Below are 12,395 nucleotides of genomic sequence, written 5' to 3'. Positions count from 1 at the left end.
CCGGATGAGCCGAAGCCTGGCCGAACAACCGAAGTGGCGGGCGCGGCTCGCCGGAGCGGGCGCGCTGGCCGCGCTCGCGGCGGTGGTCACCGCCCCGCCCGCGGCGGCCGCCCCCGACTATTCGCTGGCGGACGCGAACTACGCCGGCACGCAGATCGCGGTGCACGAAGGCGTGCAGGGCACCCCGCGCGTGGACGACCTCGGGCAGACGCTCGGCCACGACGTCAGCGGGCACCAGGGCCCGGTCGACTGGCCCGCCGCGGCCGGGGCCGGCGCGCAGTTCACCTACGTCAAGGCGACCGAAGGCACCGGGTTCGTCAACCCGCAGTACGCGCAGCAGTACGACGGCGCGCACGCGGCGGGCATCATCCGCGGCGCCTACCACTTCGCCCGCCCGGACGTCTCCGGCGGCGCCGAGCAGGCGGAGTACTTCATCGCCCACGGCGGCGGCTGGCGCGCCGACGGCACGACCCTGCCGGGCGCGCTCGACATCGAGTACAACCCGTACGGCGAAACCTGCTACGGCAAGAACGCGGCGGACATGACGGCGTGGATCGCGGACTTCACCCGCACGTACCTGGCGAAGGTGAAGCGCAGTGCGCTGATCTACACCAGCACGGCGTGGTGGAAGCGCTGCACCGGCAACGCGGCGGGGTTCGGCAACACCAACCCGCTCTGGCTCGCGCGCTACGGCCCGGAGGTCGGCGAACTGCCCGCGGGCTGGGACAAGCAGAGCATCTGGCAGTTCGCCCGCGGCGGCGGCCTGCCGGGGGACCAGAACTACTACAACGGCCCCTTCGGCCGGGTCCAGGCGCTGGCCAAGGGCGCGGCGACCGGCGGCGCTTAGCGGCGCCGGGGTTCGACGGCCCGCAGGTCCGGCCACGGCGGCCGGCGCAGCACCGCGAGCGTGCCCAAGGCCGCGGCCACCAGGCCGGTCGTCACCGCGATCAGGGCGACGCGCGTGGCGTCGACGGCCGGTTCCCACTTGGCCTGGCCGTCCCGGACCGCGAACACCCCGACCGGGCGGCTGACGGGGATCACCGTGGTGCCGTCGGGGGTCTCGAAGGGCTCGCCGAAGAGTGGTTGCTCCATGCCGCCATCGAACTGCACCTCCGCCGCCGCTGACAAGATCGGACAGAATCCTGTCGTTCGCGTGACCGGCTGCTTACGATCGGCTGCGGGGCGGTCGCCGTCGACTGTCCTCAATGGACGTGGGAGGCGCCGTGCGCAGGATCGCCCTTCTGGCCGCGTTTTCCGTGGTCGCCGCGGTCGTCGCTTCGGCTCCGGGAGCCGCCGGGGCCGGGCCCGCCTGGTTCACCTCGTGGGCCCAGTCGCAGGACGGCCGGGCCGACGCGCCGGTGTCCGCGCAGTCGCTGCGCATGATCACCCACCTCAGCCAGGGCGGGGACGCGGTCCGCGTCCGGTTCCAGAACACCTTCGGCACCGGGCCGCTGACCATCGGGCACGCGACCGCCGGCCCGAGCGCGGGTGGCGCCGCGGTGACCACCTCGCGTCCGCTGACGTTCGCCGGCCGCGCGGGCGTGACGATCCCGGCCGGCGGCGAGGTCTGGAGCGACGAGACGCGGCTGGTCACGAGGCCGGACTCGAACCTGGCCGTGAGCATGTCCGTCGAGGGCACGGCGGTCGTCGGCCGCCACGGCGCGGCCCTGCGCGACAACTACCTGACCCCACCGGGCTCGGGCGACCACGCCGCCGACGGCCCGGGCACCGCCTTCACGTCGACGGTCGGGTCCACGTACGTCGTCAGCGCGGTCGACGTGCACAACACCGCGCTGAAGGGCGCGGTCGTGCCGTTCGGCAGCTCGGTCGTCGACGGCATCGGCAGCACGAACTGCGGCCCGGGGTGCACGCAGCTCGGCGCCGACCGGCGCTGGACCGACGACCTGGCGCGGCGGCTCGTCGCCTCGGCCGCACCGCTCGCCGTCGCCAATGCCGGCGTCGCGGGCACGACGAGCGCCGCGTCGTGCCCCGGGATGCCGCCGTCGGTCGCGGGCCTGGACGCGCAGAGCCGGCTCGACCGGGACGTCCTGGCGCTGCACGGCGTCACGGCGGTGATCTACTACTACGGCACCAACGACCTCGCGTACGGCTGCGACGCGGCGACGATCCTGGACAGCTACCGCGCGGTGTTCCAGCGCCTGCGCGCGGCGGGCATCGCGGTGTACGTCACGCCGAGCACGCCGCGCCCCGGCTACGGCGACGCGGCGAACCTGGCCCGGCACGAGATCGGCCTCTTCGTTTCCCGGTGGAGCGATTGCGGTGGCACCTGTTCGGGCGTCGTCGACTTCGACCAGGTGCTCAAGGACCCGCTGAAGCCCAACAGCATCCTCCCGGCCTACGACAACGGCGACGGCATCCACGCCAACGCGGCCGGCCAGCAGGCCCTGGCCGATTTCATCTCGCTGCCGATGCTCACCCGATCCGGGCCGGTTCTTCACTCGATAGGCTGACCAGGCGAGTCGGAGCGGCGGAACTGTGCGCGGGTCCGCAGAGTACGCCGTGTGATCGCTGACTCGATGGACGACGCCGGCTGCTGCCTGCTGTCGGTGGCCTGGAACGTCGCCCCGCTGGCCGAATCCGACCCGGACTCCCGCCGCGGCCAGCTGCGCCGCCGTGTGGTGGCGGTGTGCCGGCAGGCGGGCCACGGCGCCCGCGACTGGGCCGTGCGTTGTGGTTCGGGCACGCCTGCGGAGTACCGCCCGTTCCTCCAGCTGGCCGACGTCGCGTACGAGATCGCGACGCTCTTGTTGCTGGTGGAGGACTTCCTGGTGCCGGACCTCGAGCGGGAGCACCGCCGCTGGGCCGAGATCGAGGAGCTGACGGGCCGGTTCACCGAGCTGTCCGAGTGGACATCGTCGTTCCTCTTGTCAGGCGCACCCTTACGTCTGTAAGGTCGGCCCTGACAAGGAGGTCCTGATGGTGGTCATCGCCCGGTGTTCGTTCTGCGCCAAGCCGAACACGGAGGTGGAGACCCTGGTGGGCGGCCCAGGCGTCTTCATCTGCGACGGTTGCGTGAAGTTGTGCGTGTCGGTGATCGAGGGCAAGCCGGCGGACGCGCCTCTCATCGCGCCGTGGGAACACGACCTTCCGCTGGCACAGGTCCTCCAGAACCTGGCTCCGGTGTCCGCGGCGACCACCCAGGTCCAGCAGAACCTGGCGGCGTGGGTCGGAAAGGCCCGCTCCCTGGGTGGCACGTGGTCCCAGATCGGCGAGGCATTGGGAATGACCCGCCAGTCGGCGTGGGAGCGCTTCGGCTCTACGGCTTGACGCCGACGCCGGCGTAGAGCCCGTCTTCTTCCGGATCGACGACGGCGGCCAGGCGGTCGGGCCGCCAGTTCGCCGAGGTGGTCAGCCCGGGTTCGACGAGCTCGAAGCCGTCGAAGAGCGCTCTGACTTCGGTTTTCGTCCGGGGGAAGATGTGATCCTGCGTCTGCCGCATGGTTTCGGCGACCCGCGGATCGTTCAGGACGGCGAAGTCGTTGGTGAGGTGCGTGAGCGCGAGGTAGCTGCCGGGGGCGAGGGCTTCGCGGTAGTCCTTGAAGATGGTCTCGACGTCCGGGAGGTAGTGCCCGAGGGTGATGGCCAGCAGCCCGATGGGTTTCCCGAGGTCAAGCAGCCGCTTGGTGGCATCGGCGTGCAGGACCGCTTCGGTATCGGTGGCATCGGCCTCGACGGTAGCGGCGTTGTTGTTCCCTTTGAGCAACATCCGACTGTGCGCAACGGCGACGGGTTCGTAGTCGACGTAGACGACTCGCGAGGTCGGGTCGGTGGCTTGGGCGACTTCGTGGACGTTGCCGACGGTGGGGATGCCGGAGCCGAGGTCGAGGAACTGCCTCACGCCCTGGTCGAGGAGGAACCTCACGGCCCTCCGCAGAAAGGCCCGGTTGCGCCGAGCTACGGCGGCGACCTGGGGTTGGATGGCTTCGAGCTTCCGCGCAACCTCCCGATCGGCGGTGAGGTTGTGCGCCCCGCCGAGCAGGTAGTCGTAGATCCGGGCGGCACTGGGCCGGGAAAGATCGGCGCCGGGCGGAATCCAGTCCGCCCCCTCCTGCTCGGTCATGGTGCGTCCCCCTGTGGCGTCGGCTGACGTGACTCTAGCCGGTGAACGCTTTGCTCGGTCGTCTCGTCACCTCTTGACCCGAGCGCGGATGGCCAGCGCGGTGAGGGCAAGCAAAATGGGGCCGGTGAACCGCGCGATCATGACCGCCCAAACGCCGGCAGTGGTCAGCTTTTGGCTCGCGTCGCGGAACACCACCGCGCCCAGCGCGATGCGCACGGAGGCGTCCAAGCGACTCCACGTCCACCGGGCGTTGCTTGCGGGTAGCTGCGGTCGCGGGTCTTCGACGATCGTGGTCGTCTGCGATCCCCGTGTGATCGTCGTGGATTGTGAAGCGGGGCCGGGGGCCGGCAGTCCGCAGGTGACGAGCAGGACCGTGGTCACGGCGATCACCCCGAGCAAGGCGACGAAGGCGCGTGCCGCTCGTTGTCCGTATCCCGAGATCAGCCAGTACGCCAATAGAATTTTCCGTTCGGCAAGTGAACTGCCGTCCGCGCGTCGCCGAGCTTCTTGTTCGCCGTAGTAGAAGTCCCCTGCGCCAGCCTCGTTCTTGCCGTCTTCGAGTGCCTTGCGCAACGATCGGTACAGCGCTGCAAGGCGATCCGCTCCGACCTGCTCGCCCTGGTCCCTCGCCTTGTCGAACGGAGCGGCCTTCGACCAGCCGGACTTCGGCGTCAAGCGGGCGCGCCAGGGATGTTCCTCGAAAACCACCTGCCGCGCGTCGCGCCACCAAGCGCGCGGTGGCCGCGAGAAGGGGCTGTCACCCTCGATGCGCAATTTGTCCAGGTGGTGTGCACCGGCGAAGCGACACCAGCGTAGATCGACATCGGTCAGGGCCAGTTCTGACACGTCGGTACCCCTAAGGGACTTCAAAACAGGGCGATGATCAAGCGAATAACCCGTGGCGCGCCATCTGTCGATCTGCTCCTGCGGAACCCGTAGAGGGGGTAAGTCGTCCAATCCGTCGATGGTGAATTCGCCTGCCGATGTTGCCAAGGATGATGCCGTTCCCATGAAAGTTTCAGCAAGATCTACCAGTCCGTGGCGGATGCGAAGTTCCACTCCGCCGGTGAATCGCGCTCGCTGGCAAGTGATCTCGCTGGTCTCCGCCTCGATTGTCGTAGCGGTCTCGAACTGTGCTCCTCGAAGGTCGATGCGGTCTGCTATGAGTGGACCCAAGCGTTCGTTGTTCGCAAGGGTGGTGTTCGCGAAATCGATGCTTCCGGCGCAGGTTGTGTAGTGGAAGTTAACGACTCTGCCGAAATGCACTCCGCGAAATATGGCGTCTTGGGCGAATGTCGCTTCCGAAAAATCGGCGTCCTCGGAAAAAGATGTTTCGCAGAAGTCGGCGGTTCGAATGAAGATCGTTTTGCGGAAGTTGGCGTCCCGAGTGAAGGTTGCCCGGGTAAAAGTGGCGCGATCGCCGAATCGGGTGCCGATGAAGTCGGCGCCGCGTGCGAAGTTCGTACCACGAAAGCCGGCATCGTTGGCGAAATTGGTTTCGAGAAAATTGGCGTGCTTGGCGAAGGTTGCGCCGCTGAAGTCGGCAAATCCGGTGAAGCTGATACCGCGGAAGACGACGGCCTCGGCAAAATTTGCACCTGTGAAGTCGACGCTGTCGATGGAAGTAGCGCCGCTGAACATGGCTTGCTTGGCGAAGACTGCATCGTCGAAACTCGCATGGTTGGTAAAGGTTGCGGCGCGAAAGTTGACGTTGTCCCCAAAGGTGACTTTGTCGAACCTGGCACGGTCCTTGAACTTTGAAGTGCGGAAGTTGGCGTTTTCGGTAAAGGTAGCGTGGTTGAAGCTGGTGTTCTGTTTGAAGGTTGCATGTCCGAAGTCGGCGTACTCGGCAAATTTCGAGTACTGAAAGCTAGCTCCTTGCGCGAAGTACGCTCCACCGAAGTCGGCGTTCTCGGTGAAACTTGCTTCATCGAAGTCTGCACCTTGCGCGAAGGCGGCGCGGCCGAAGTCGGTTCGCTTGGTGAACGTCGTTTCCCGGAAGTCCGCGTGTTCGGTGAACCGCGCTCCACGAAAGTCGGAATGATCGCCGAACACTGCGTCGCGAAAGTCGGCCTCTTTGTTGAATGTCGCACCGCGGAAGTAAGTGTTCCCGGTAAAGTTGACGCGACCGAATTCGACATTCTGAACGAAAATGGCACCGCGAAAGTCGGCACGACCGTATCGCACTGTTGAAGCTGAATCACCCGGCCGCGTCAAAGCCTCGCTGACGCGGTTGAGCAACGGCGAATCAATGGTGGTACCACGAAGGTCGATGTCGGCGCCCGGGGTCAAGCGTGAGAAGTATTCGCCGAGTTCCGCCGGGTCCAGGTGGGCCAAGCAGCGATCGAAGCCTGTGGCGGGCACCCCGCGACACTCGCGATGTCGCTCACCCCGCGCATCGCGGCTGGACGCGCATCGCGGCCAGTCCTCACTGTTCGCCGAGGCGGCGGTGGTCACAGCCGGCCGGCTTGATCGGAATGTCTGGAGTCAGGCATGCCGTCGTGCTGTCCGAGGGGCGATGTCCTCACGTGATGTGAGTCGCCAAGCGGCCTCTGATCGCTACATCCCTCTGGCGTATCGCTACCCGGATACGACGAAAGCCACGTTCACCTGCGTGAACGTGGCTTGTCCGTCGGGCTGACAGGATTTGAACCTGCGACCCCTTGACCCCCAGTCAAGTGCGCTACCAAACTGCGCCACAGCCCGGACCCGCACTCGCTGAGTGCGTGAGAAGTACTCTAGCGTGCCCCTCAAACCCCTCTGCAAGCAGGGTCCCCAGTCCGCCTGACCTGCGCAAACAAGTCAGGCGGACCGATACCCAAGATCAAGCCGGGTTGGCGGCGTGGGTCAGCGTCTGCCACGCCACGAACAGGTTGTTCGACCCCGCCGGTCGCTGGCGCTCGGTCAGCGTCTGCGTGTTCGTCATCGCGATGCCCAGGCGGGTGTGGAGGGCGTTGAAGCCCACCTCCGTCACCGGGCCCAGGCCCAGCTTCAGCGACCCTGAACACAGCCACGACGGCACCGCCGTGCCCAGCTGGTACTTCGACTGGAAGCCCAGCGCTTGACGCAGGCGCTCGCCCACGTCCGTTCCGTACACGTCCTGGCCCTGGATGCGCAGCGTCTCCGCCACGTCCGCGATCGCGGCGATGCCGTAGCCCGTGTGGGTGAAGTCGCGGCACGTCTCCTGGGTCAGGCCGTCCACGAACGTCGACTGGCCCTGCCAGTAGCTCACGATCTGGTCGCGCGAGGACAAGCCACTGCCGGGGACGGTCTTCGGCAGCGAGCCGTCCGAAGCCAGGTACACATAGGCCGCGACTCGGTTGCGATACCTCGAAACAGCCTTGTCGAAGTTCGTCTTGTCCTCCAGGAACACCGAGATGCCGACCGCGGCCTCCATCATGGACAGTTCCCAGTTGCCGTTGCTGTTGCTGCCGTTGATGATCTGGTTCAGGTACACGTTGCGCAGCATCGTGCCGAAGCGGCCCGAATTCGGCCAGCTCGAATACGTGTACTTGATGATCTCCGCCGCGCGGGGCCACGACGAGCCCGCCCAGCCCGTTTGCAGCGGTGCGTTGCTGTTGGTGTGGCTCGTGATCGTCGCGGACCACGCGTCCATCAGGGCGATCGCCTTCTGGGCGTAGCGGGCGTCGCCGGAGATGTACCAGATAAGGGCGTCCGTGTACGCCGCGATCGCGTCCTCGCGCTCGTCCGTGCAGCCGTAGTTCGGGTTCGAATAGGAGCCGCATTCCACGACCGCGCGGGGTTTCGGGGTTCGGGACAGTGAGGCGTACGTGCTCCCCAATGCCTGGTCGTACGCCGCTTTCCAGGGCTGGGCGCCGGCGTTCACCTGGGTCTTCACGAAGTCCAGCTGGGGGCGGCTCACCAGCACGCCGGGGTGGGTGAACGTCGCCGGGGCCGCCGGGGCCGGGGTGGCGATCAGGCCCAGTGCCAGCGGGATCAGTGCGCCCAAAGCGAAAACTCTGCGGAAGCGGGACATGGCTCTCCTCGAGACGACGGTGTCTTGGATCCCCTGCGCGCTGCGCCCAGTTTCATGGTCCAGACCATCAAGAGTCAAGGAGGAAAGCGCCTTTATTCGCGATTTGAAGGAAAGGTTCAGCCCGCTGAACGGAAAGGCGCTCTTCCGTTCAGCGGGCTGAACAAAACTAACCGAGCCCGGCGCTGACCGCGTTCATCAAGCCGCCGGTGTCACCCGACATCTCCCACGCCATCACGCCGAGGAGGCCGCGCTGCTTGAGCCACGTCGTCTTCAGCCCGATCGACCACGCGTCGTCGAACGTCCACCACTGGCCGCCGTTGCCGGTGTAGCAGGACGTCGCCACCGCGGCCGTGTCGTGGTAGACCGTGCAGTTCGGGACGCTCGCCACCAGGTTCGCGTAGCCGCGCGTCCCCGCTTCCTCGGCGAACTGGCCCGGGGCCGCGCCCGTCGCCGACTGCCATTCGCCGTTCTTGCCGCCCGCCGCGACGCCCTGCCAGCCGCGGCCGTAGAACGCCAGGCCCAACGTCAGCCTCCGGGGATCGACGCCCGCGTTCGTGTACGCGTTGATCGCGGCCTCGGCGCTGAAGTGGAACGGGTACGGGTCGTCCGCGTCGGCGTACAGGTTGCCCTGGTGACCGGTGCGGTTCGGCTCCCACGAGTTGTCGCTGCCCGAGCCGTGGAAGTCGTAGCCCTGCACGTTCGCGACGTCCAGGTAGCTGAACACGCGGGACAGGTCCCAGCCGGACGCCACCTTGGCCGGGTCCGCCGGGGTGAACGCGTGCAGCTGGTAGCGCTTGCCGGTCGTAGCGCCGTACGCGTCCATCTGCGTGCGGAACTCGGCCATGAGCGCCGTCAGGTTGTCCTTGTCGTTCGGGCTCCAGTGGTTGCCGGGGTGGCCGTCGGCGCTCGCCGGCCACTCCCAGTCGAGGTCGATGCCGTCGAAGATGCCGGCCGCGGTGCCCGGGCCGCCCGCGCCGCCGTAGGGCGCGATGTTGCCCTTCAGCCACGTGTCGACGCACGACGACACGAACTTCTTGCGCGACGCGTCCGTGGCCGCGACGTCGGAGAAGTACTTCGAGTACGTCCAGCCGCCCAGCGACACCAGCACCTTCAGGTTCGGGTGCTTCGCCTTGAGCTTCTTGAGCTGGTTGAAGTTGCCGCGCAGCGACTCCCAGCCGGTGTCGGCCACGCCGTCCACCGACTGCGCCGCCGAGAACGGCCGCGAGTAGTCGGCCTCGGCGTCGCCGGCGCCGTCACCCTGGTTCGGGTCCTGCGGGTTCGCGGTGGTGCCCTTCGTGACGCCGGACAAGCACGTCAGGTTCACCGGGTCGATGTTCTCGAACGCGTACAGCAGGTGCGTCAGCTTCGCCGCCGCGCCCGAGGTTTCGAGGTTCTTCACGAAGTACTGGCGCCCGTAGATGCCCCACTGCACGAAGTACCCGACCTTCGCGTAGCCCGAGACGATGTCGCCGGTCCGGGCGGTCACCGCGGCGCTCGGCGCGGACACGTTGTCGTAGCCGTCGCGCGCCCGCACCGTGAACGTGTACGAAGTGGACGGTGCCAGCCCGGTCACGACGGCGGACGTCGTGGTCACCGTGGTGGCCAGTACCGATCCGCGGTACACGTCGTAGCCGATCACGCCGGTGTTGTCCGTCGACGCCGTCCACGCCAGGGAGACGCTGCCCGAGTCCGCGGCCGTCGAGCGCAGCCCGGTGGGGGCGGACGGCGCCTGCGTGTCGTCGGAGGGGCTGTTCGTCGTCACGGCCAGTGCGGCGCTCGCCGGGGACGTGTTCCCCTTGGCGTCCTTGGCCTTCACCGTGAACGAGTAGGCCGTGCCCGGGGTGAGCCCGGAGATCGTCGCGCTCGTCCCGGTCACCGACGCGGCCAGGGAAGCACCCTGGTAGACGTCGTACCCGGTGACCGGCAACGACCCGGCCGCCGACGCGGTCCAGGCCAGCGCCACCGTCTTGGTCGTCTTCGTGACCAGCCTGAGCCCGCTGGGCGCACCCGGTGGGGTGTCCGGTGAACCGTCGCAGTTGGCGTTGTCGACGCGGCACTGGGTGGGTGTCGCGGCCGCGCTGAGCCGGAACGTCGGGCTGTACGGGTAGGTGTTCCGGCCCGGCGCGAGGGTCGCGATGTAGTACGCGGGGATCAGCGTGACCTGCGTGCCGTTCTGCGTCACCGTGCCGTTTTCGCCGGTCGAGGCGGTGACGCCGGCGGGCAGCGTGAAGGTGATCGCCCAGTTGCTCACCGAGGCGGTGCCGGTGTTGGCGACGGTGTAGGTGCCGGTCGTGCCGCTCAGCGCGAGGGTGGCGGTCAGTGAACCGGCCGCGGCGGCGGGCGGGGCGAGGGCCGCGGTGCCGCCGAGCGCTATCAGCAAGGCGGCGAGCGCGGAGCGTAGTCGTGCGGGGGTGCGTCTCATGGCGGTTCTCCAGACGGCACGGGGGCGGGGACGACGTGGTCTAGACCACATCGAATGTAACCCGGTGCGAGGGGAACCGCGCAGGCCCGAACGGTGGCAACCGCCGTCCGAACGGACGGTTAACGACCCGAGAACGTCGCCTTGCCCGGCCCGTCGGCCAAGAACGACTTCACGGCGCCGCGGAGGTCTTCGGTCTCGAAGAGCTCGGCTGCGATCGCCGTGATGTGCGCGTTCGCTTCGGGGACTCCGCCGGCGGAGTAGTGGTCGAGCACGCGCTTGGTCGCCGCGTGGGCCCGGGTCGGCCCGGCGGCCAGCTGCCGCGCGAACTCTCGCGCCGCCTCGTCGAAGCCCTCGTCCGGCAGGACCCGGTTGACGACGTTCCAGCGCTCCAGCGTGGCCGCGTCGTAGGTGTCGCCGGTCATGACGAACTCCTTCGCGCGGCCCACACCGGCGCGCGAAGCGAGCCGCTGGGTGCCGCCCATGGTCGGGGTCAGCCCGACGACCTTCTCGACCAGCCCGAACTTGGCGCGCGACGCGGCCAGGATGAGGTCGCAGGCCACCGCGACCTCGAACGCCCACGTCAGGCACAGGCCGTGGGCGGCGAACACCGTCGGGAACGGCAGCGCGGCGATCCGGTCCGGCACCGCGAGCATCTCGTCGAACAGCACCTTCGCCTCGGCGGGCGAGCCCTGCGCGTCGAACAGCGAGACGTCGACGCCGCCGCTGACGATCTTGCCCTCGGCCCGGATCAGCAGGGCGCGCCGGGGCGGCCTCCAGCGAATCGAGAGCCGAAGCCAGCGAGGACTGCAGCGAAGCCGTGTAGAGGTTCAACGGCGGAGCGTCGACGGTCAGGACGGCGAGCCCGCCGTCACGATCGAGGCGGACCTGCTCAGTCATGTTCACCCTGCTTCTTCGGCTTCGACGATGTCGTCCCAATACTGCTGGGCCTCGGGGCGCCAGTCGACGTGTTTGTGATGGAACAGTTCCGCCGCTTTCGTCCCGCTCCACTTCGCCGGGAGGAGCTCGGCGGGCAGCTGCGGGTCGAGGAACGGGAACCGCCGCCACTCGTGCACCAGCTCGGTCTGCGCGCGCAGCACCGCCCGGCCACCGGTGGGGTGCAGGCCGGTGAACCGGTCGATGAAGTCCTCGTAGCGGTCCTTCAGCTCGGTCAGGTCCCAGGACCGGGCGACCATCGACTCCTGCTCGCCGACCTCGCCGTACGCGGCGGTGAACGACATCGCCTGCGCGTCGAGGCCGAGCTCGCTGACGATCTGCTGGGCCTCGCGCTGGCGGGACAGGTCCGGGCTGACCCACACGCCGGCCACCGGCGACCCGAAGCCCGCCCAGGTCAGCCGCGTGCGCAGGCGGTGCCGCAGGTCGCGCTTGGCCTCCGGGACGGACACGATCAGCATCAGCCACTGCCCGTTCCAGGGCGGCCGTTCGCGGCCGAACGCGTAGATCCGCTCGGCGCCCTCGGTCAGCAGCCGGCGCCCGGGCGGGGTCAGCGACCAGCGCACCCGGCGCCCGACGCGTTCGGAGACGACCCAGCCTTCGGCGGCGGAGCGGGCCAGCGCCTGCCGGGCCGACTTCTCCTCGATGTCGAGGATGCCGAGGACCTCGACGAGCATCGACGTCCACACGGGCTTGTCGCGGGGGAGGGCGTACTCGCCGAGCACGGTCATCAGCAGCGACCGGGCGCTGGCGTGGCTCACCTCGCGGCGCCGGCTCACCGTGGGCCGGGGCGCGGACGGGCGGCCTTCCCTCGGTTTCGGCCTGCGGCCGAGGGTCACCGGGGGAGCGGGTTCGCCCATCTGTGTTCACCAACCTCACTGCACGGAAGACGCGACAACCGAACAGGGTACCCACACTCAGTGATCAAAGCGCCACCCGACACA

General features: G+C 68.4%; 10 protein-coding genes, 1 tRNA gene and 1 pseudogene. 4 read left to right on the top strand and 8 right to left on the bottom strand.

Going from position 1 to position 12,395, the window contains the following annotated elements:
* The first annotated feature begins 4 nt into the window (after nucleotides 1-4).
* A complete protein-coding gene (locus tag AB5J73_RS37650; protein ID WP_370963576.1) occupies nucleotides 5-847 on the top strand; it encodes a lysozyme in 843 nt (280 codons plus the stop codon).
* On the opposite strand, the gene AB5J73_RS37645 is transcribed toward AB5J73_RS37650, so the two are convergent.
* Nucleotides 844-1,092, bottom strand: a complete 249-nt coding sequence (locus AB5J73_RS37645; RefSeq protein ID WP_370963575.1) for a hypothetical protein — start codon at nucleotides 1,090-1,092, stop codon at nucleotides 844-846. The two genes, AB5J73_RS37650 and AB5J73_RS37645, sit on opposite strands and share 4 nt — an antisense overlap.
* 131 nt (nucleotides 1,093-1,223) lie before the next feature.
* Here AB5J73_RS37645 and AB5J73_RS37640 point away from each other — a divergent pair, with 131 nt between their 5' ends.
* The 3 genes from AB5J73_RS37640 to AB5J73_RS37630 are packed head-to-tail and all read left to right on the top strand — an operon-like array spanning nucleotide 1,224 to nucleotide 3,288.
* The gene (locus tag AB5J73_RS37640) at nucleotides 1,224-2,471 is read left to right on the top strand and encodes a GDSL-type esterase/lipase family protein (RefSeq protein ID WP_370963574.1); all 1,248 of its coding nucleotides are present in this window, start codon (nucleotides 1,224-1,226) and stop codon (nucleotides 2,469-2,471) included.
* Between the two features lie 51 nt (nucleotides 2,472-2,522).
* Entirely contained in the window at nucleotides 2,523-2,912 is a 390-nt protein-coding gene (locus AB5J73_RS37635; RefSeq protein ID WP_370963573.1) for a hypothetical protein, read from the top strand.
* A 25-nt stretch (nucleotides 2,913-2,937) separates the two neighbouring features.
* Entirely contained in the window at nucleotides 2,938-3,288 is a 351-nt protein-coding gene (locus tag AB5J73_RS37630; protein ID WP_370963572.1) for a ClpX C4-type zinc finger protein, read from the top strand.
* Here the strand turns inward: AB5J73_RS37630 and AB5J73_RS37625 are convergent.
* From AB5J73_RS37625 to AB5J73_RS37595, 7 genes and pseudogenes are all read right to left on the bottom strand, one after another.
* Nucleotides 3,278-4,081 carry an SAM-dependent methyltransferase gene (locus AB5J73_RS37625; RefSeq protein WP_370963571.1) on the bottom strand — a complete coding sequence of 268 codons (804 nt, stop codon included), beginning with the start codon at nucleotides 4,079-4,081 and terminating at the stop codon, nucleotides 3,278-3,280. The two genes, AB5J73_RS37630 and AB5J73_RS37625, sit on opposite strands and share 11 nt — an antisense overlap.
* Nucleotides 4,082-4,147: 66 nt before the next feature.
* Nucleotides 4,148-6,418 (bottom strand): pentapeptide repeat-containing protein, encoded by a 2,271-nt coding sequence (locus AB5J73_RS37620; RefSeq protein ID WP_370963570.1) that lies wholly within the window; start codon nucleotides 6,416-6,418, stop codon nucleotides 4,148-4,150.
* Between the two features lie 295 nt (nucleotides 6,419-6,713).
* Nucleotides 6,714-6,787 (bottom strand) — tRNA-Pro (locus AB5J73_RS37615).
* 118 nt (nucleotides 6,788-6,905) lie between these two features.
* On the bottom strand, nucleotides 6,906-8,078 hold the full coding sequence (locus tag AB5J73_RS37610) for an alginate lyase family protein (RefSeq protein ID WP_370963569.1): 1,173 nt from the start codon (nucleotides 8,076-8,078) through the stop codon (nucleotides 6,906-6,908).
* A gap of 166 nt (nucleotides 8,079-8,244) precedes the next feature.
* On the bottom strand, nucleotides 8,245-10,458 hold the full coding sequence (locus AB5J73_RS37605; protein ID WP_370973449.1) for a glycosyl hydrolase family 18 protein: 2,214 nt from the start codon (nucleotides 10,456-10,458) through the stop codon (nucleotides 8,245-8,247).
* 161 nt (nucleotides 10,459-10,619) lie between these two features.
* A pseudogene (locus AB5J73_RS37600) lies at nucleotides 10,620-11,397 on the bottom strand (enoyl-CoA hydratase/isomerase family protein).
* Nucleotides 11,398-11,399: 2 nt separating this feature from the next.
* On the bottom strand, nucleotides 11,400-12,311 hold the full coding sequence (locus AB5J73_RS37595) for a PaaX family transcriptional regulator C-terminal domain-containing protein (RefSeq protein WP_160694433.1): 912 nt from the start codon (nucleotides 12,309-12,311) through the stop codon (nucleotides 11,400-11,402).
* Nucleotides 12,312-12,395: the final 84 nt, after the last annotated feature.

Source organism: Amycolatopsis sp. cg9 (assembly GCF_041346945.1).
In the GTDB taxonomy this organism is placed as follows: domain Bacteria; phylum Actinomycetota; class Actinomycetes; order Mycobacteriales; family Pseudonocardiaceae; genus Amycolatopsis.
The sequence above is the reverse complement of the archived record's forward strand: the minus strand, read 5'-3'. Positions and strand labels throughout refer to the sequence as shown.